The organism is Morganella morganii, from assembly GCF_019242955.1.
Lineage (GTDB): Bacteria > Pseudomonadota > Gammaproteobacteria > Enterobacterales > Enterobacteriaceae > Morganella > Morganella sibonii.
Map to the genome: position 1 here is coordinate 3,600,515 of NZ_CP066129.1, position 21,735 is coordinate 3,622,249.

Consider the following 21,735-nt stretch of genomic DNA (forward strand, 5'->3'; position numbering starts at 1 on the left):
CAGTTCATCCCTGAACTGTACCGGCATTAATTACTGATAGGTCAGTGCGAAAGTCGCGATAGCAGTGAAGTCACCCGGAACAGCCGCTTCAGCAGAAGATCCCTGTAAATACGCCGCAAAGTTCAGATCGTTATTACCGTCACGCAGTGTCTGTGCTGCACTCGGAGTACCTAATTTGATCTGTTTGCCGCCCGCATCGGTAATAACAACGGCTGCGTTTTTGGCAATACCTTCAATACCCAGAGCACCGGCTAAAATATCGGCATCTTCTGAACCGGTGAATGTGGTCTGTACGGTTTTATAAGTTTCTGTTGTGCAATTCTCTAATGAGATTTTAAAATCGCGGGAATTACTGCGGCCGCCATCTTTTAATGCAGCAGTAGAGATCTGGCCTAACGGAACAGTCTGGTTTTCGGTATCAGGTGTAATTGAGCAAGGTGCATCAATAATTGAACCGGTGAATTTAACAGTACCGTGTCCCTGATCAGCAGCAGATGCTGCACCTGCAACGACAGACATACCAAAACCCAGCACCAATGCTAATTTATTCAGATTCATGTTATTTCCTATATTGCGTTCTGTTTTTTTTGATATTAAAAATAACGCACTCACACGCGAAAATATGGCTCCGCGCGGCGTTATCGTTATTTGATGAATATGTCTTCACCGTTATCCGGATATATAAAAAAACGGGACAAAATACATCAAATTGTCCAGTTTGAAATAAAACCCTGTGATTTCATAAAAAATGCCGCATAAATTATTTAATGTTAAATAAAACAGTACAATATTTTATTTTAACCCCTGTGTGTTTTCAGCAGTTGTAAAAAACACGAATGAACTCAACGCGGGCAGTTGGTATAAGGCAGGATAAAATATTATCCTTTTGAAAATTAATGAGTTATACACTGGAGATCCGGCCAACACATCAATATTTGACTAAGGTGAAACCTTTAGTGATAATTACAAACAATTTGATGTATTTTGTCTTTTTTTAAATCTGTAATATTTATCTCTGTAAAACAGACGGAAATTGTTTTGTGCCGGATTTAAAGAAGATAATTCCTAATTGGTTTTTATGAATATATTGTCAATACGTAAACATTTTGTAGTATTTTCATTCCTGTCCGTTGTCTTTATTCATTTTTATTACTTGCTATAGTGCTATCTCTGGTTTTTATGAACTTATCGGACAATAAACAGGAATAAATCATGGCTAAACGTAAGTTTCTGACCCGTTCTGAAGTTGACGCTATTCTGAAACAAGCCCGGAAAAGCCGTTATGCCGAGCGAAATTACTGCATGATTTTAATGTGCTATCTGCACGGCTTCCGCGTCAGCGAATTATGTCATTTGTCACTTTCTGATATTGATCTGGACAGCCGTCTTATTTACGTCCGGCGTCTGAAAGGCGGGCTTTCCACCACACAGCCCCTTATTGATATTGAATATAATGCGCTGGTATCCTGGCTCAATATAAGAAAGACCTGGCGTAACCAGGATTTGGAATGGGTATTTTTATCGCAGAAAAGCGGGGCCATTTCCCGGCAGCAGGTACATACATTATTAAAACAATACGGTAAGGCCGCCAATATTTCCGTGGTTCCCCATCCGCATATGCTGCGCCATGCCTGCGGCTATTCTCTTGCTGATCTCGGCCGGGATACCCGCCTGATCCAGGATTATCTCGGACACCGGAATATTTCCCATACCGTTATTTATACCGCCAGTAATTCAAAACGTTTTCAGCAAATCTGGGACCCTCTCCGCGGATAATCCGCCGGCCTGTCCCTGAATTTTCTCCGCCCCGGAACTGCATATATTCTCCGGTATTATTGTGTCATTTCCGTGATTATCCCGGTCACCGATCAGATTTTCGGGTGGCTTATTATTTTTCCGGGTACAGAGTGTGTAACATAGCCTGATATTCAGACGGACAAATAATAAAGAGGAATATGTGAAGAAAAAAATCATTCTTGACTGCGATCCCGGCCATGATGATGCCATCGCACTATTACTTGCTTATGGTAATCCGGAGATTGAACTGCTGGCCGTCACTACAGTCGTCGGCAATCAGACACTGGAGAAAGTGACGCGCAATGCACTGGCTGTCGCACGGATTGCCGGTATTACCGGTCTTCCGTTTGCGGCAGGCTGCCCGCGCCCGCTGATCCGGGAGATTGAAACCGCACCGGATATTCACGGCGATTCCGGCCTCGACGGACCGGTATTACCGGAGCCGGTGCTGGCGTTAGATCCGCGCCATGCGGTTCAGCTGATCATTGATACCATTATGGCGCATCCGCCGAAAACCATTACCCTGGTTCCCACTGCCGGGCTGACCAATATCGCGCTGGCAGCACGGCTGGAGCCGCGCATTATTGACCGGGTAAAGGAAGTGGTGCTGATGGGCGGCGGGTATCACACCGGCAACTGGAGTGCCGTTGCTGAATTCAATATAAAAATTGATCCCGAAGCGGCACACATTGTCTTCAATGCAGGCTGGCCACTCACCATGGTGGGGCTGGATCTGACGCATCAGGCGCTGGCAACTCCGGAAGTCATCAGTAAAATCGCGGCGGTCGGCACTGCACCGGCGCAGTTTGTCCTCGAACTGCTGGAATTTTTCGGCACCATGTACAAAAGCGCCCAGGGATTTGATTACCCGCCGGTACATGACCCCTGCGCGGTGGCGTATGTTATCGACCCGTCCGTGATGACCACCCGCAAAGTGCCGCTGGACGTGGAGCTGACCGGTACACTGACTCTCGGTATGACTGTTGCGGATTTCCGTTCACCGGCTCCGGCGGATTGCCTGACTCAGGTTGCGGTGAAACTGGATCACACCCGTTTCTGGGAACTGGTCACTGATGCCCTGCGGCGGATCGGGGATGTACGGGTTGCATAACCCCGCTGATGTGCCGGTTCGCCGGCACAAATACATAAAACAATCTGATCGGTGATAAGCAGCCACACTCAAACCAAAACATCAAAAATACTATTCATATTCTCTTACATTCCGTATTAATTAATCATAAGCACAAAATGAATAAAAGAAAAACCGAAAATAACATCAATAGTTAAATGTTTTTTTCTGACATGGGCTATTATTACTGCGTTCGAACAAATTCTTATTGGTGATTTGTCTGTGTCGATTCAAATTACAAGCAATAAGCCAAAAAAGGAGGCAGCCGCCTCCTTTTTTACTGCCTGAAGAAAACCGGATTAATAACATCCCGTATAATGACAATTTTATAAAGTGATTATTTCACTGGTTCTCAGATATAAAAAAAGGAGGCTTTCGCCTCCTTCTTCATTATACGCTCTCTGAACTAAATCAGAACTGGTAAACTAAACCTAAGCCCAGTACGTTGTCGGTGTTGATACCGGCAGAACGGGTGAAGTCGTTTTCGTCTAACAGGTTAATTTTGTAGTCGATCAGAGCAGACATGTTTTTGTTGAAGTAGTAGTACGCACCTAAATCAACATATTTCACCAGGTCCTGGTCATCGCCGTAAGCGCTGTTCAGGCTCTTACCTTTAGACTGCAGGTAAGCGATGGACGGACGCAGACCGAAATCGAACTGATACTGAGCCACTAACTCGATGTTCTGAGTTTTGTTAGCAGTTAAACCACGGTTATCGTCGTTGTTACCGTAGTGAGTCATGTTACGGGTTTCGCCGTAAACTGCTGCCAGGTACAGGTTGTCAGCGTCGAATTTAGCACCGAAGTTCCATGCTTCTGCACGGTCGCCCAGAGCACCGCTTGCCAGGTTATCTTTCTGACCCTGCGGACGTGCGGAGCTTGAGTACGCACCACCAACACTCACACCCCAGCCGATGTCATACGCGGTGGAGAAACCGAAACCGTCACCGTTAGCGGTGTTATCGTAGCTGTAGGTATCATTGAACTGGTCGTAAGAACCACGGTTTGCGATAGAGTTATCGTCGTTCGCACCCTGATACTGTAATGCGAAGCTCAGGCCGTCAACATAACCGAAGAAATCAGAGTTACGGTAAGTCAGCAGGTTTGCAGCACGACCGGTCATGTAGACGTCGGTCTGAGTCATGGTATCGTTACCGAAGATTGGCAGCACATCGGTCCATGCGTTGGTGTCATAGATAACACCGTAGTTACGGCCGTAGTCCAGTGAACCGAACTCAGCAAATTTCAGACCTGCATAGGCTAAACGAACTTTGTTTTTGTTGTCGCCTTCAGTGCCGTTGGTTTTGATTTCGTTTTCGAAACGACCAAAGCCGGTTAATTGATCAGTGATCTGAGTTTCACCTTTCAGACCGATACGGAAACGGGAATCATCACCGTCCTGACTTTCAGCATTGCTGCTGCGGTCATTGTCGCTGAATAAATGACGAACATCGACTTTACCGTACAGATCCAGTTTGTTACCGTCTTTGTTATAAATCTCTGCCGCGTTTGCAGCGCCGCTTAATGCAACAAGCGGGACTAATACAGCTAATAATGTCTTTTTCATTTTATATTCCTATTATATTAACCACTACTCTCTGACTCTATTGACATAAAGCCTTGTAGATTATTCACCCGGAAAGTTCATTTTACAACACGATTACGGCTTCATTTGGCGATAAATAGCAATATATGTCAAAAAAAGCACTTATTGCATGTATAATGTGACAAATAGTTTCAGAACAGGCGCATTTATTGTTAAATAACTACCCTCTAAAGCGCACAAATCGCTAATTCTGATAATTACATTAGTGGTAGGCGATATATTTCAATTATTAACCCTATCACCAAATAACAAGAACAAATCATTCAAATTTTTTAAATTAAAAAACAATAAAAATAAAGAAAAAAGCCGGTTTATTTTTCATAAACCGGCTTACGGAAGATAGTTATCAGATTTATTTATACTATATACGGTAGTGATGCTTATCCAGTCCGTATTTCTTCATCCGCAGATAGAGTTTTTTACGCGGGATTTGCAGATATTCAGATACATCGTTGATCCGCCCCTGATGGATATTCAGGGCTTCAGTGATAATCTGCCGCTCATAGCTCTCCACCCGCTGATCCAGTGCCGTGGGAGCCACTGACGGTAACAGCGGGTTTGCGGTATCCCCCATCGGCATAATCCCGACGGCATACAGTTCTGCCGCATTCGCCAGTTCACTCACATTACCCGGCCAGTGCCGCCGGGTGAGTTTTTTCACCAGCGCTTCCGCAAGATTCGGCAGCGGATGATTCAGACGGAAACAGGCCTGCTCCAGATAATAGCGGAATAACGGTGCGATATCGGCTTTGCGCTGGGATAACGGCAGGCAGGCAATCTGTGTCATGGAGAAGCAATAATAGAGTTCGGCAATAATCTTCTGCTGTTTGGTCAGCATAATCAGCGGTGTATCTGCGATACCCACCAGCCGGAATGTCCGCTGCTCCTGGCGGATATGCTGCACCAGCCAGCGCTGCTGGCTGAGCGGCATCAGATCGATATTTTTAATCACCAGCGTGCCGTCCGCCACTTCATCCAGCCAGGCGTCCAGCGGAATATCCCCGCCGCTGAACAGGGTTTTGATCACCAGCGGCCCGCGTTTATTGGTACTGATCTGATGCAGATAGCGCGCCAGGTAAGTCCGGCCGCATCCCAGCTCACCATGCAGAAATACTGCCGCATGTGTTTCCGCCAGTCCCTGAAGCTGCTGACGGACATGCTCTGTCCACTCGCTTTCACCGGCAAAATTCAGTGTCAGCTGTTCTGAACTCCAGCGGCGCTGAGTCACCCGCTGTTTACGGGCCGTCAGTGCTTTTTCTGTCAGCGTCAGCAGATACTCCGGGTCCACCGGTTTCTGCAGAAAATCCCACGCGCCCTGTTTGACCGCTTCCACAGCCATCGGTACATCACCGTGACCGGTGATCAGCAGTACCGGCAGGTATTTGTCTTTCTCCAGGAATAATGCCATCAGATCAATACCGGAGCATCCCGGCATACAGACATCACTGAGCACAATACCGCACCAGTCGCGGTGAACCAGCTCTTTGGCCACCAGCGGGTCATGGCAGGCATAAACACGGTATCCGGCCTGTTCCAGCAACATACAGTAAGCTTCCAGGACATCCGTATCATCATCAATTAATAAGATATCGTAGTTATCATCAAGCATATTCAGTTACCTTTTTAAAGCTCAGGATCACACATCCGTTGCGGGTCAGTGTGGATGCGATCAGCAGACTGCCGCCCAGCTGCTGCATAATCGAGCTGCTGACTGACAGGCCGATCCCCAGGCCGATTTCTTTACTGGTCGTGAAAGGTTTCATCAGTGAGTCCGCCAGTTCCGCCGGCCAGCCGCAGCCGTTATCACTGATAAAGAGAGAAAGTTCCGTGGCGGATTCCGTAAAATCAATCACAATTTCCGCTGCCGCCGGCGATGCATCCAGCGCATTGGACAGCATATTGACCAGCACCTGCTGTATCCCGATAGCATCCCCCTGTACCTGCGGCAGGAAGTCCGGCTGATGCAGGGTGACATCGCGCATTTTGTTCTGTAACGCAAGGATATCCCAGGCATCCTGAATGCTCTGGTGCAAATCAATCGGCTGCAATGTCGCACCGTCGTCCCGCCGCCGGGCAAACTGGCGCAGGGAGCGGATAATGCCGTCCATCCGGGTGATCAGCTGTGCGGACTTATTCAGTGCGTTTACCGCATTGGTGTTCCCTTCTGTCGCCAGCGCCCGCTTCGCCATATAGATATGCATGGATAACGCATTCAGCGGCTGATTAATTTCATGCGCCAGTGTGGTCATCGTCTGCCCGACCACCGCCAGCTTGGCGGTCTGGATCAGTTCATTCTGTGTGGCGCGCAGATTCTCCTCAATGGCTTTTCTGTCAGTGATCTCCTGCACCAGCTGCACTTTCTGCCGGTTGATCTGGTTGAGCGTCTGACGCAGAAGCATCGCCACGCGGCCGATTTCGTCCCGTCCCTCAACCGGAATATCCGCCGTCAGATCACCCTGTCCGATCCGCGCAACGGCCCGGTTCAGAACCGTAAAACGCCGGACCAGCCGGGTGCGGATAAAATAGTGGTTAAAGATCACCGCCAGCAGCAGAGCCAGCAAAGCGGTAATAATAATGATGGTGCCGCTGTAACTCATAATGCTGGCAAGATGGTGATTCAGGGACTGTAACTGGCTGTGGCTGTTATCGAGCTGAACATCCAGCTGGGTGCGGAACCGCTCCAGAATACGCTCTTTCTCCGCCGTGGCCGCCGCCAGTTCGGCTTTCGCCGCCCGGTAATTTTTCACTACACCGGGCATTTTGCTGTCAGACAAACCGATATCCAGCAGTTCATCAATGGTCTGCCGCAGTGTTACCGTGCTCGGATACAGATCCAGTGCGGCTTCATTTGATTCCGCTCCGGACTTCAGATAGGTGAGATAACGGACATAACTGTGTGAGTCGGTGCTGCTTTCCGTATTTTCATTCTGCTCATCACGCAGACGCCCGGTAAGATCATCCATTATCTGCCCCTCCAGCCTAGCCAGGGTGTAAATCAGCTGCAGCTCCCCCTGCACTTTGCGCAGACTGCCCTGTAAGGCGATAGCCCGGGACGGGTCCTGCTCTATCTGATCCAGCAGTGATCCCTGCTGCCAGCTGATATCCTGTGACAGCGAACTGAGCTCGGTATTGAAATCATCATGCAGCCAGGCGATCCGGGCAGACAGCGTATTCACATTCTCCCGTGCCAGAAACAGGGTATACAGGGCATTATCAAGACGCTGCAAAAGTGCCTGTCCCTGCTGCACAATCGCGGCGATCTGCACCTGATCCTGCCCGCTCAGTTTCCGGTTGATCGATTCGATCTGCGACAAATGCAGTGTGATCTGGTTACGCAGTTGCAGACGCGCCACCGTGTCCGGTGCTTTCAGGAACTCATTCAGTTCATCCACCAGCGTGTTCAGTTGTCCTTCGATCAGAAACGACGCCTGAATACGCGGGAAATAATCGCCCAGCGCATAACGGATCTGCCGGTTCTGCGCCTGCCAGGCATACAGACTCACGCAACTGACAATCAGCGTCATCAGTGTGCCGATCACAAACGCACCGCGCAGAATAGCACTGATACTGAAACGGCCGATAAAACGGGAAATACGGTGTTTCATCGGACTTTTTCCAGTTCAGCAATGGCTTTTCGCTGCTGTTCGCGGAAGAACTGCTGCCAGCGGATATATTCTTCCTCGGCTTTGCGGTTATCGTCAAAGCGGGAGTAATAAGCCGGGTCAGCGCTCTCCTGTGCCGAAACCGGCATGGCCGTCAGCAACGCACGGATATGCGGCAGCGGCCGTTTCACACGGGCTTCCGCTGTGTAAAGCGCACGCCAGGCATCAATGGATTCGGTCAGGCGGAAGGTGATCGCGGTGTCAAACAGCTGCTGCACCATACGCTGGCGTTTGAGTACCAGATTCTCATCCATCTGATACGGGGAATTCAGCAGACGGCGCTGCACCGGCTCACGCGGATTTTCCCGCGGCAGCGGAGTGACCGGATATTTGCCGGTGCTGCTATCAGCCAGGACTTTCTGTCCCTGTTCACTGAGCAGAAAACCGATAAACGCACGGGCATTCTCTTTATTCAGGCTGTAACGGCTGATCGCAACAAAAGTCGGGGATGTGGCGGAATCCGGCAGATAATTAAACGCCAGCTCCGGATCGCCGAGCAGCAGCCGGGCGTAGTTATCAATCACCGGGGCGGCACCGCCCAGCCCGGCTTTGATTTTGTCCGCCACACCGAAACTGCGTGACGAAATCGTCGCCAGGTTACCCGAGATATTCAGCAGCAGTGCCCAGCCCTTATCCCAGCCGCGCTGCTGTAACAGTGACTCGACCATCAGATGATACGTATCCGAGCGTGACGGGCTGCTCATCAGCAGTAATCCGCGGTAGCGGCTGTCTGTCAGGGAGTCCCATGACACCGGAACCGGCAGGTTATTTTCCGCCATCCGCCGTTTATTCACCAGAATCCCGTAACCGGAAAAGGCCACCGCTGCCGCATTATCGCGCAGCCGCAACGGCACCAGACGCCGCGAAACGTCCGGGAGTCCGGAAAGTTCCGCCAGCCGGTCATGTTCCTGCAAATGCTGCAATAACATCGGGGATGAGGTCACCACCAGATCAACATCTTCCAGTGCCGGGGTATCCAGCAGACGCTCCAGCGCCGCACTGGTGCGGTTAATCGTCCGGATACGGGCTGCACCGGGCTGCTGCTGCCAGCTGCTGATAATGTGGGCAGTCGCTTCCGGTGAAAACGTGGTGGCAATCACCAGTTCATCCTTTTTCGCAGCAGCTGACAGGCTGAATATCAGCGCGGCGGCGGTTATCATACAGGCCGCAAAGCGGCGGATTCGGAGTTGTGGCATAAGCTGAGTTCTGTATTCGTTTGCGGGGTGTGACTCACATCAAAAAAATGACATCTTTTTCAGATTGTCGCAAAAGCCTGTTTGAGACAAATATTACCCGTTTGTTTACCGGCATCAGTAACGCAGTTATTAAAGGAAATAACAAATGGGTTCGGTAATTTGCGTGAAATTTTAAATCGTCGTCATAAACAGATAATAACAATGCAGGAAACAATAATAGCAATAAATCACAGGAACAACAAAATAAGAATAAAAGCCTTACAGTTCAATATAAAAGCTATTCATTCACTTTCACTTATCATTCACTACATTGATTTTCCTTTCTGTTTCATAACGATACGAAGCAAACATATAAATAAACTTATTTGTGTCAGTTTATGCCTCTCATTTTTAATATTGAGTCAGAAGTGACTCAAAACCATGATATTGAGATATTTATTCAGGCGGAACATGATAACCCTGTCAGAAAAAAAAAGACCATACATACAGTAATCCTATTTTAAAATACATTTCTGCAGGTGAAATTATGCTGTCATTTTTAAAGCCGGCTATGGCAAAAAATAAAGTAGCACCCGGAAAAGTGCCTGCCACTTACAAACGTTATCGCGTTCAGGCATTGCTCAGCGTGTTCCTCGGTTACTTAGCGTATTATATTGTCCGTAATAACTTTACGCTCTCCACTCCGTATCTGAAAGAAAACCTCGATCTGACCACAACACAGATCGGTATGTTAACCAGCTGCATGCTGATCACCTACGGGATCAGTAAAGGGATTATGAGCAGCCTGGCAGATAAAGCCAGCCCGAAAGCCTTTATGGCCTTTGGTCTGATCCTCTGTGCCATCGTTAACCTCGGTATGGGCTTCAGCAACGCGTTCTGGCTGTTCGTCGGTTTCGTTGCCCTCAACGGCCTGTTCCAGGGGATGGGCGTCGGTCCTTCTTTTATTACTATCGCCAAATGGTTCCCGCGCCGTGAACGCGGCCGTATCGGGGCGTTCTGGAATATCTCCCATAACGTCGGCGGCGGTATCGTTGCGCCAATCGTGGGTGCGGCATTTGCGGTTCTCGGCACTGAACACTGGCAGGCGGCAAGCTATGCGGTTCCGGCTGTTATCGCGGTGGCCTTTGCGGTGATCGTCCTGCTGCTGGGTAAAGGTTCTCCTGAACAGGAAGGCTTACCGGCTCTGGCTGAAATGATGCCGGAAGAAGAAGTGGTGTTATCTGACGCTCAGAAAGAGCAGTCTCCGGAAAATATGACGGCATTCCAGATTTTCTGCACCTATGTGCTGAAAAACAAAAATGCCTGGTATGTCTCTTTTGTTGATGTGTTCGTGTACATGGTGCGTTTCGGGATCATCAGCTGGCTGCCGATTTATCTGCTGACCGAGAAAAACTTCAGCAAAGATCAGATGAGTGTTGCGTTCCTGTTCTTCGAATGGGCTGCAATTCCGTCCACCCTGCTGGCAGGCTGGCTGACCGACAAACTGTTCAAAGGCCGCAGAATGCCGCTGGCGATCGTCTGTATGGTTCTGATTTTCTTCTGCCTGATCGGTTACTGGCAGAGCCAGTCCCTGGCTGTCGTGACCTTCTTCGCTGCGGTTGTCGGTTGCCTGATTTATGTGCCTCAGTTCCTGGCATCTGTTCAGACCATGGAAATCGTACCAAGCTTCGCGGTCGGTTCAGCTGTTGGTTTACGCGGCTTCATGAGCTACATCCTGGGTGCAACCCTGGGTACCACTCTGTTCGGTTTCATTGTTGACCGTATGGGCTGGCACGGCGGTTTCTATCTGCTGTTAGGCGGTATCGTCTGCTGCATTATCTTCTGTGTTCTGTCTCACTTCGGTGCACTGGAACTGGAACGTAACCGCCAGCAGGCACTGTCAGAAGAAAAAAGCAAAAAAGCTAAATTAGAACCCGCTTCTGCAAACTGATTTCACACTGTTAGTTACCCTTTCGCGCCGCGGCGCTGACATCAGGAAAGTTATTGATAAAAAAAATCCCCCTGTGGCAACACAGGGGGATTTTTATCTCAGCGGTTCAGCTTATTTCCACTGGTATTTCACACCGATCATCGCACGGTCACCGGAGTAATTATCCGCCCCCATCTGGTGAGAGACGTTACCCCAGACGGTCCAGTCTGGTGAGATTTGCCCTTCCACACCCGCTTTGATTTCCACCCGGCTGGCCGGCATATCATCATTGAAAGTGTAGTGCTCGTTGAAGGTCATATCACTTTTCGCATTACTGTACAGCCAGTTAACCTCAACAAACGGCTGAGCGGATTTATCGGACTGTTTCTGGTTTGCGTAAGTCAGGCGGGCACCCAGACGGGTATCCACACTGTTGCTGCGCTCACCTTTCATTTTCAGTCCGGTACCGTTACTGCTGTCATCCGCATCATAAGAGTTGAAGATAACCTGTGCCTGTGGTGTCAGCAGCCACTGTTTATCCGCATCCGGTTTGTAGACCGCCATGCTGTAACCGGTTTCCGCAGAGACACTGATTAAGTTGCTCTTATAGTCGGATGAGTTACCCGCCACAGAGACTTTGTTATCAAACCAGGCATACTGCGCCCAGACATCCGCATACGCATTGTTTTCATCTTCACGGTTCTGATACCAGGTGCCGTATAAGCCGACGCTGTATGCACGGTCAATTTTGGCATCTGATTTCGTCCCGGTCCGTTTGGCGGTACTGGTGTAATCGGATTTACCGATAGCCCCCATAATACCGCCGCGGATTGTAGTGTCCTGCGCATCATTGTTCCAGCTGATGATATCGCCGCCCAGCTGCGTGGTGTAGGTATCCCCTTTGATACGCATGGAACGGTTAACCGCATCATGACGCTGACGGTCACCGGTGATGCGCAGCCAGACAGAGGAGGCATTGTCATCCCCTTTGAAACTGTCGGCATAGTGCGGTTCACCCAGACGATCATGCAGGGTCATGGTAAACATACCCAGTGCTGCGGTACGGTTCGCCATATAACCACCGGTACCCGGGTTCACGTTACGTTCCGGATCTTCCTTGTTTTCATCCGGCGGATAGATATTGGTATCGAAGGAATCGAGATACCAGCTGTCATCTTTATACCCTTTGTGTAACAGGTATTCGTACACCCCGATAGCAACCGGCCCGCCCAGTTTAAAGGCATCTTTATCTGATTTTCCGCCGACATGAACCACTTTAATCGCATCCGGCTGTTTCAGGGTATCCGCCCCTTCACCGCCCGCGTTATTAATATTCAGCGTGGTCGCGCCGTTTGCACCGGTTCTGACATTACCGTCAACCACCAGCTGGTCAGTCATGGTTTCCTCATGACCTTTGTTCAGCACGGTGTTCAGTGTGATCGAACCGCCGTTCGCCGTGAAGTCACCGCCGACATTCAGACGGCTTTCCGTGTCTTTCTGACTGGCAAGCCAGATACTGCCGCCGTTGTTGACAAAATTACCGTCAACACGATATTCAGTGGCACGGCCGAGATCTTTCTTGTCCAACTCACCGACATAGAACTGACCGGCGTTATTCACATTACCTTTCAGGGTTCCCTGACCGGCAAATGTACCCTGACTGCCGATATTGACCTGGCCGCTGTTCATCACCAGTGCGGAATCATAGCTGCCCGCCTGTAATGTCCCGTTCAGGATCTCAGTGGTCCCGGTATATTGTGCGGATTTGTCCGTCAGCGTGATACGGCCCGCGCCCTGTTTTACCAGAGTCCCGCTGCCGGTGACGCTGTTGGTCAGATCCCACGCCTGTTTACCGTCATTATGTGTCAGTACCAGCGTACCGGCGTTTTCAATCGCCGCGCTGCCGATATGCTCTGCCTGTGAAGCACGCAGTGTGCTGTCAGTATCCGTGGTAAAGCGTCCGCTGAAGCCGCTGTTATCTGCCGTCAGCTGTGCATCCGATTTCTGTGCAATTTCCGTGGTGCCATTGCCGGTCAGCTGATTACGCAGCAGGCCTTGTGCACCTTCCGTGCGCAGTGTGCCGGCCACCGCAATCAGGCTGTCGCCCAGACCCGCGATATTGCGGATAGTGATCTGCGCAGGCTGATCGATGGTCACGGCGGAATGCATCCCGTTGTTCGCCCCGGTGACAGTCAGCGTGTCATTATTGACCACCAGCTGACCATCCTGAGTACCGCTCAGATAGCCGTTTACCTCACCGCCGTTTTTCACGGTCAGTTTACCGTTACCCAGTGAAACCAGACTGTTTGCCGCAGACGTGAGTTTCCCGGCAGTCTGTTCTGTACCGGCTCCGGCGGTACTGGTCAGCTCAGCCGCAGTGCCGGATGCCAGATCCAGTAACTGCGTGTTGCCCAGCACATTATCGGCTTCTGCCCGTAATTTGCCGTGACGGACAAACGTGCTGCCGGTGTAATCATTATTGTTATTAGACAGCGTGACATATTCGCTTGCGGTATCAATCGCAAGATCACCCTGTCCGGTGATTTTCGCCCCGAGGTTAGCCGCCGAACCGGATTTTCCGGCCTGTGCCGCCAGCACCAGTGCATCACCACCTTTGCCCAGCAAATCCACTTCAGTCAGCTGATAAGCCACATACAACCCGTCAGCTTTACCACCTGCCTGAGCACTGGTCTGTAAGCCGTAATCATAGGTACCTTTCGCAACAACGTTGCCGTCCTGGCGCAGATCCTGCTCTGTTTTGGTATTTGACGGGATCACATTGCCGTCTTTATCGGTCAGCTCCAGATTCAGCCCGCCGGTGTAATCCGAGGCCTGACCGGCATTCACCAGCTGAGCGACGGAATCACCCTCATCCTGCTCCAGAAGAGGCACTTTATTATTGGCTGACGGCGCCGGCAGGTTATCAAAACCATCCGCTTTCACCTGAACAGTCCCTTTGGCGTTATTCAGCTCCAGTGAATTCACACTGATATTGTCATCAATGATCCGGCTGCCGGTAATATTGTCTTTAAAGGCCAGTGTCCCGCCGCTCATTGCCAGACGATCGAATGACTGTGTACCGACGCCCTCACGAACGGTCGCAACAGATTTATCACTGATATCCAGACGGGATTTTTGCAGAGCGCGGGTGTTATCACCGGCGATATCAAACGTACCGTTTGTCAGACGCAGTGTGCCGGTGAAGTTATTCCCCGCAAAATCCGCGCTCTTATTATCAAAGGCAAATGCCTGTCCGCCGGTTGCCGTCGTGACCAGACCATCACCCTGTAACTGATGAGCAAAGGTATGCGCGTTATCCCGGTTGATAAACAGCTCACCGCCTTGTTTCACTGTGATACCGTCATCTGTTGTCACTTCATTCAGTGTGATATCGGTATTGCGCAGTTCGAAACGGCCTTCTTCAACGTTCAGCTTTTCAAAGCCGCTGATTTTACTGCTGTCCTGTAATACATAGTGGCTCGTATTCCCTTTCAGCGTCAGCGTATCCTGCGCACCGCCGCCTGCTGTCAGATTACCGAACAGCGCACTGCTTTGTACGGCAGAGACATTTTGCAGAATTACATTGTTGCGGCCATTACCGAGCATACCGTTTTCCAGTTGCGTACCACCATTCAGAGTGAGGGTATTATTCCCGTGACCCGTCATCAGTGTGTCAGTCTTAGCAGCATCCTTCATTTCAATAGTGTTATTACCGTTACCGGCAGACAATATTCCGGTTTCTGCGCCGCCGCGCATCGTCGCGGTATTGTCGCCGTGACCGGTGATAAGCTCGCTGGTTGTACCGCTCAGATCAATCCTGTTGGTGCCGTTGCCCAGTATGGATTTTCCGCTGATAGTCCCGCTGTTGCCGAAGCTGATATTGCTGTTCTGACCCGCATCAACCGCGATGCCGTTTTTTATATCCGCCGCAATAATTTCGCCGCTGTTGGTGTTGGTGAAGCTGAACGCATTTTTCAGCGCGGTCAGATCCACCACACTGTGGTCGGATTTTGACGTCAGCATACCGCTCTGTGTGATGTTTTTGGTCTGGCCAAGCACCACCAGTGCGGACTCACCTTCCGCAGACGCGATATTGACATTCATACCGCTGGTAACATTACCGGACGTATTGGTCACGATACCGTTACCGCCCTTATCTTCCACATTGATAGTGGTATCTTTGGCGCCGGAGGTATCAAGATCGCTTTTCGCCATCGTCATACCGCCTTTGCCGTCATCCGCTTCCAGTCTCAGACCGGAGGCATTTTCACCGCTGACCGTGATCGTGCCGCTGCCCTCTAACTGAAACGCACCGGCATCATCATCAACATTCAGCAGATGCAGACCGCTGCCGCTGCCGGTAACGTCGATATTGGCGTTATTCAGCTTCACGTTTGAGCCGGAGTGTGCCCGTACCGCATCTGCCGATTTTTCACCGAGAATAGTACCGTTGCCGCCGATGGTCATTGACGCATCTTTGTTCAGGCGGACAGCCGCGATACCGTCATTGGCGGTAATTTTACCGGTATTATTCACAACAGAATTTTTACCGTAAATATCAACACCCACACCGTTAACCATAATACCGGCCTGTTCGCTGTTATTTACCGTCCCGCTTTCCGCGCGGATACCGGTGGCATTATCTGCGGTGCTGAATTCAATATCACCGTCATGATTAAGCACGCCGCCATTGATTACTTTATAGCCGATGGCATTCTTCGCGATATTACCGCCCACAGCACCTGACTTAAGATTAGCGTGGGATATCAGTGTGGTTTTATCCGATCCTTGTGCTATCTGATTACCATTAAGATCATAGTAATTGCCGTCGATCACCGCGATGGTTCCGTCTTCGCCGGTAACATTAATCGTGGTGGCTTTATCCAGAATCACTTTGTCATCCGCACCGGCACCATTTGCCAGATACAGACCGGTTGCACCCTTACCGTTAACATTCAGCTCCATATCGCCGGTTTCAACTTTCGTTCCTTTATCGGCAAGATAAAAACCACGGCTTTTTTCACCATTGATATCAAAACGGTAGCTTGTACCGGCATCTTCCAGTGCCAGGAACTGCGCTTTCTGATCGACACGGAACAGAGTGGAATCATTGTTATCCAGTGTCAGATTCACATCACCGCCGCCGAAATTAATACGGGAACTGTCCGTTTCATCCGCACCTTTACGCCCCGCAATCCAGTAACCGGTCTGGTTGACAGAATTTTTATCAAATAATACCTGCCCCTTATTAAGATCAATTTCACCACCGATACGGGCAAATACCCCGACAGTGTTATCGCCTTTCAGCTCAACTGTACCGCCGTCAATAATGACTTTGGCTGCATCCGCGCGGATACCGGTTGTACGGGCCGGTTTAACACCGTTGGTCACTTTACCGGTGTTATTAGCGATAACCTTACCGGTATGCTTAATGGTTGAGTTGCCCAGTGCAAACAACCCGATAGAACCTTCTCCGGACACATCAATAAGGCCGCGGTTTTCGATAACATCGTTCTTCCGGTTGTCTCCGGATACCCGCATCCCGACACTGTTTGAACCCGCGTTATCAATTTCACCGTTGTTGATAACCGTCAGCGCAGAATCGTTATTACGGCGGGTTGTTGAAGCCACATTGATACCCACGGCGTTACGCACACCTTTGCTGATATCAATTTTACCGTTATTCACAATGTTATATTTTTCGCCTGCCGTGGTTTTATCATCCAGCAGCGCAGCAACCGCATTCGACATAAAACGCATGTCCCAGGTATTATCCGGACTGCCGCCCTCCAGGGTAACACCCTCTTTACCCATCAGGATCCCGCCTTCGTTGGTAAACGATGCACCGGTTATTTCAACCCCGGTAACGGTCCCTTCTCCCCGGCCAATTCCTTTCTGCCCCAGACGCATAACCGCACCTTTTTCATTGGTAACAGCAGCCCCGCCGGATGCAGAGATCCCGGTATTCGCAGTGACATCTTTATCACCCGGATCATTATTGGCGAGATTAAATGCCTCAACGGCAATGTCACCCAGGTTAGTGTATTTTGCATTATTCCCGGTGACCTGATCACCGTGAATACGGGTCTGACCATCACCCAGCAGCAATGTGCCGCTATTGGTAAATTCCGCATTATCGATTAAGGCGTTCTGACCTTTATAATTGGGCACTGATGTGGTGGCTTTATGAAACACTTCTGCGCCGTCATGAGCAAAAATATGATACGCCCTGTAACGACCTGAATCTGAAGCAGTTTCACCACGAATATCCGCACCGCCCTCAATATTGAGTACACTGCCTTTACCCTTAGCCTCAAAAACGGAGCGTCTGCCGATATCTGCCATCACCGCCTTATTCAGATTGATATCTTTATTTTCCAGCCATTTAAGGTCGATATTCACATCATAATAATCTTTATCCTGCGGACGCGGGACAATGGTTGCTTCAATCAGTGATTTGTATTCAGCGCCGGGTAAAACGTTCTCTTTAACCGCTTCGATCAGCAGGGCGTTATAAGCTTCCAGCCCCTGTTCATCATGAATGATAAACGTATCACCGATTCTGTAAGTCAGTCCTTTCGAATCAACAAAATCATCCAGCTCTTTCGGCAGGTCTACACTTTCAACCAGCTGATTTTGCGGCTGAAATTTATAATTATACTGACCGGATGATAAGTTCATGCCGTACGCTTCACCGAACGTGACATGCAGCTTACTGGTGGTGTTGATCACCGCCGATTTGCCTGCCTCCGCTTTGGCCACAAACAATGAGCTGTCTTTGATATGATTAATCGTCCAGTCGACATTGTCAGCGGCGGTCATATTCAGCGTGCCGTTATTAACCTCAGCCAGTGTCAGATGATAGAAAGGCGATAATTCCGGCTGTTTTTCCAGCAGGTAAACACCCAGTTGCGGGTCGATTTTGGTTTTGAAAGCATCCGGTTTATACACCTGCATAACGGCCTTTTCACCGTCTTCGTTCGTCCAGGTGATTTCTTCCATGGCTGACGTGTTGTGCGGAACAGACCAGTCCTCAATTGTACCCAGAGAAACATCACCTTCCACCGCTTCACCATTCCGGTATTCTGTAATGGAGATAACCTTATTTGTTTCAGTATTCTTATCCCACAACTCCTGCAAAGAAAACCAGGTTTGCTGATAATCAAGGTTATTTGTGAATTTAGTCTTTTCGTTATTTAAATTAAGATCTTTAACACTGCCACCGTTAATAAACCTGGCTTGTGATTTCTCGTTTGAATTATTTACCCATGTTTTAGTTGTACTGTCATATTGTGCAGGGAGATACTCAGTTTCTAACCATTGCGCCGCAGAAACATCCGGGTCATCTGCCTGTGCAGATACGCTCAGCCCGCTCCCCATCAGCATTACCAGAGATAACAGTGCCAGTTTTTTCCCTTTTTTTGCACCCTTTGCGAATTCAGATGCGACAACAGAATTCCCTGTCCGTTGATTTTTTACGACTTTGAATATTTTATTCATTGTTTATTTTTCTCAAAATTGAAGGACGTGAATACGGAAATTCCGGGTGCAGGAAACCCTGACGCATTTAATGCATCACAGAAAAAAATGTACCGTCATCTGAATCACTGACGGCTATAAACGCGATTGGGTTATTTAATTAATTTATTTAACGTTCACCTGAATTGTCCTGTATCCGGACTTAGAAAATTTTACTTATGGTTGAATCGGCGGCGTATTATAGGGAGGGGATTTCGAATGTCTATAGCGGTTTTAGGAATCATCCTAAGCTAAATTTACTACAAAATAATCGTAATAAGATAAATAACCATAAAAATACAAATGGAATGAGTAAAAACTAATGGTATGTTCTGATGAGTAATACTACTTATTTTAACCCGAATATTGACTTCGTTAAGATTTTAAACCCGAGATAATACTAATTTTCAAAATTTAATTTCAATTAAATATCAAATATCAAAACAACAAACCAACAGTTTATGAATGCACACTTTATTCAATTTGTTTCAAAACATAACAAAATACATACTACCCTCACGTACAAATATGAATTTTTATGCAAAAAAATACGAATTTAAAAAACTTTAATTTTTTCTTGTCTTTTTTTGACGAAAAGCACAAATAGCTCATTTTACGCGTAACAATGGTAACAAAATTAACTCAAAAACAGCCTTTGTGATACAAATCACAGCAAATCACTGATCAAATAAGAAATAAAAAATAAACACAATATTAACAAAAAGTATTACTATCATGAAAAACACCCGCGTTACCATTAAGCCAAATTACTTATTTGATGCGTTTAAACTAACAATATTGACCAAATAATAACTATTGCCGGGATTTTTATCCGATACAATTAAAAACACCAGAGAAATACACCATCACAGACAGAACAAAAAAATACACAATTACGATAAAATACTCCTTAAATACGTATTCCGATACAAATAACACCTGTTACTCAAAAAACACCAAAAACACATACCGGCACACTATAAAATGCATTTTTATTCATTGAACCCATCACAAGGATTCAATTATTATTCAGTAGTAAAGCGGGTGTTTATGACTAAAACAGGTTATTTATACGGCAAAAACCGGTTCTGTTATAATGCGGGAGCCGTGACCGGTGACAGGAAACAGACACAACATGACTATTTTTGACACACTGGCAGAACGCCATATTCAGGCCGCACTCGAAAGCGGGGAATTGCAGGGACTGACAGGGGAAGGGAAACCACTCGCACTTGATGATGACAGCCACGTTCCGCCGGAACTGCGGGTCGGCTACCGTTTACTGAAAAATGCCGGCTACCTTCCTCCGGCATTACTGGCCCGGCAGGAAGCCGTTTCTCTGGCGGAATTATTGTCCGTTCTGCCGCCGGACAGCACAGAATATGAACAGACAAATAAGCGGTTACGATTGCTGGCGGTACAGTTACAGCAGGCTGGGCTCAATACGGATTTTCTGTATCAGCGCTACCATGAGGCAATACAGCAGGCACTGAATAAAAATAAATAATTCCTGATCGCGTCAGTACAATTCATAAATCTGATCAGAGGTAAAACCGCGGTACATCAGATAACGCATCTGTTTTTGTTTCTCTTTATAGTCTGCCGGGCGGCTTTCCCCGAATTTCTTCATTTTTGCCTCACGGGCCTGCTCAAACCAGTCGGTTTCCTGTGCAGAAAAAACGGAATCAATCAGTTCACCGGAAAAGCCTTTCTGACGTAATTCCTGCCGTATCCTCACCGGCCCGTGTAATTTTCTCACTCCTGCCTGAAAAAACAGCACGATACTGCGGGTATCATCCAGATACTGAGAATCGGTCAGCCGTGTCATCACACGGGGCAGAACATGCTCGTCTGTCGGAGACGTTTCCTGCTTTTCAGCAATTTTTCGTTTCAGTTTCCGGGCCAGTTCCGCCCCGGCGTATTCCCGGCGGCCCAGCAGCCATATAGCATAATGATATAGTTGTTTTTCATCCATCGTGACACCTGCGTGTTATCCGTTAAAATCGTGGTAACATACCATATTCCCACTATATTCAGAGAGACAGACAATGGCACAACTGACGCCGGAAGAAAAAGTATATGTTGATGACCTCGCGATGCAGCGGGTTGATGATATGAACAGTGATGAATTTCTGGTTCGTCAGCTGGATGACAAAATCCACGGGCTGGCATCTCACCTGAAAGACTACTTTGAAGAACGTCTGACATTCCATAAACAGAACAAAAACTGATCCTGCCCGGGCAGCTGTACGCTGCCCGCCCCTCAGATCCGGCCTGAAATAATATCTATATAAATAATTACATTCGTTATCAGCCAATTCTGATAGCTATCCTGTCACGCCTAAAATAAAGTTGAAAATAATTAAAGTTCTCTGTCACTGTGCCGATATTCTATACCGGAATCATTCTGAGTGATTGATTTTACGCTGTTAATACAGTTAATGATAATTATTCTTAATAATTGCAAACAATAATCATAAAGAAAAAATAATATTAAATGCTGCGATTTTTAACATATTTTAAATGAATATTTAAAACTATTAACAACAATTGACGCATAACATCGCAGTAACATAAAAACACAGTATATAAAACCATAAGTAACTATCTGTATCCGGATATTACAGATAAAACTCACCTTTTAATTCCCGGTTCAGAAAAACACTTCAATTAATCATTTCATGACTATATACTCTGTTTCGTTTTAGTTATGCCTTCCATTCTGATGTATAAGAATCTTCTTTCCTGTCAGCGGTAATAAAAATTACCGGGGGAAACTATTTCTTATTGATGCTACTAACTAAATAAACCCTGCTGATTTGTTTTTTCAGAATCAGCTAAAAACCATTACAGACAGAAAATAAATTTACAGGCGGAGTAATTAATTCCGCTGCTGAATTTATTATATATTCCATCCCG

Annotated in this window: 12 protein-coding genes; 5 read left to right on the forward strand and 7 right to left on the reverse strand. The window is 48.0% G+C overall.

The annotated features are described in order from the left end of the window. Positions 1 to 30: 30 nt before the first annotated feature. Entirely contained in the window at positions 31 to 558 is a 528-nt protein-coding gene (locus JC793_RS16940; protein ID WP_046894652.1) for a fimbrial protein, read from the reverse strand. 654 nt (positions 559 to 1,212) lie between these two features. On the opposite strand from JC793_RS16940, the gene JC793_RS16945 reads away from it, so the two are divergent. Then, complete coding sequence (locus tag JC793_RS16945) at positions 1,213 to 1,776, forward strand: tyrosine-type DNA invertase (RefSeq protein WP_218426775.1); 564 nt, start codon at positions 1,213 to 1,215, stop codon at positions 1,774 to 1,776. A gap of 181 nt (positions 1,777 to 1,957) precedes the next feature. Then, complete coding sequence (gene uriH / locus JC793_RS16950) at positions 1,958 to 2,908, forward strand: uridine-preferring nucleoside hydrolase UriH (RefSeq protein ID WP_218426777.1); 951 nt, start codon at positions 1,958 to 1,960, stop codon at positions 2,906 to 2,908. Positions 2,909 to 3,337: 429 nt separating this feature from the next. On the opposite strand, the gene JC793_RS16955 is transcribed toward uriH, so the two are convergent. The 4 genes from JC793_RS16955 to JC793_RS16970 all read right to left on the reverse strand — a co-directional run bounded on the left by JC793_RS16955 (position 3,338) and on the right by JC793_RS16970 (position 9,389). Continuing rightward, complete coding sequence (locus JC793_RS16955) at positions 3,338 to 4,492, reverse strand: porin (protein ID WP_166708623.1); 1,155 nt, start codon at positions 4,490 to 4,492, stop codon at positions 3,338 to 3,340. Between the two features lie 400 nt (positions 4,493 to 4,892). Beyond that, positions 4,893 to 6,140 carry a two-component system response regulator PgtA gene (gene pgtA / locus JC793_RS16960; protein ID WP_046894656.1) on the reverse strand — a complete coding sequence of 416 codons (1,248 nt, stop codon included), beginning with the start codon at positions 6,138 to 6,140 and terminating at the stop codon, positions 4,893 to 4,895. Then, on the reverse strand, positions 6,133 to 8,136 hold the full coding sequence (pgtB, locus tag JC793_RS16965) for a two-component system sensor histidine kinase PgtB (RefSeq protein WP_218426779.1): 2,004 nt from the start codon (positions 8,134 to 8,136) through the stop codon (positions 6,133 to 6,135). The genes pgtA and pgtB overlap by 8 nt, the downstream gene beginning before the upstream one ends. Further along, entirely contained in the window at positions 8,133 to 9,389 is a 1,257-nt protein-coding gene (locus JC793_RS16970) for an ABC transporter substrate-binding protein (protein ID WP_166708625.1), read from the reverse strand. Before JC793_RS16970 ends, pgtB begins: the two co-directional genes overlap by 4 nt. Positions 9,390 to 9,915: 526 nt before the next feature. On the opposite strand from JC793_RS16970, the gene pgtP reads away from it, so the two are divergent. Beyond that, positions 9,916 to 11,319 carry a phosphoglycerate transporter PgtP gene (pgtP, locus tag JC793_RS16975; RefSeq protein WP_107679208.1) on the forward strand — a complete coding sequence of 468 codons (1,404 nt, stop codon included), beginning with the start codon at positions 9,916 to 9,918 and terminating at the stop codon, positions 11,317 to 11,319. A gap of 111 nt (positions 11,320 to 11,430) precedes the next feature. Here the strand turns inward: pgtP and JC793_RS16980 are convergent, their stop codons facing one another. Next, complete coding sequence (locus tag JC793_RS16980; RefSeq protein ID WP_218426781.1) at positions 11,431 to 18,798, reverse strand: autotransporter outer membrane beta-barrel domain-containing protein; 7,368 nt, start codon at positions 18,796 to 18,798, stop codon at positions 11,431 to 11,433. A gap of 1,153 nt (positions 18,799 to 19,951) precedes the next feature. Here JC793_RS16980 and JC793_RS16985 point away from each other — a divergent pair. Continuing rightward, the gene (locus JC793_RS16985) at positions 19,952 to 20,323 is read left to right on the forward strand and encodes a DnaJ family domain-containing protein (protein WP_166708627.1); all 372 of its coding nucleotides are present in this window, start codon (positions 19,952 to 19,954) and stop codon (positions 20,321 to 20,323) included. A gap of 12 nt (positions 20,324 to 20,335) precedes the next feature. On the opposite strand, the gene JC793_RS16990 is transcribed toward JC793_RS16985, so the two are convergent. Then, positions 20,336 to 20,791 (reverse strand): regulatory protein RecX, encoded by a 456-nt coding sequence (locus JC793_RS16990; RefSeq protein WP_107679210.1) that lies wholly within the window; start codon positions 20,789 to 20,791, stop codon positions 20,336 to 20,338. A 73-nt stretch (positions 20,792 to 20,864) separates the two neighbouring features. On the opposite strand from JC793_RS16990, the gene JC793_RS16995 reads away from it, so the two are divergent. Then, a complete protein-coding gene (locus JC793_RS16995) occupies positions 20,865 to 21,047 on the forward strand; it encodes a hypothetical protein (protein WP_107679211.1) in 183 nt (60 codons plus the stop codon). Positions 21,048 to 21,735: the final 688 nt, after the last annotated feature.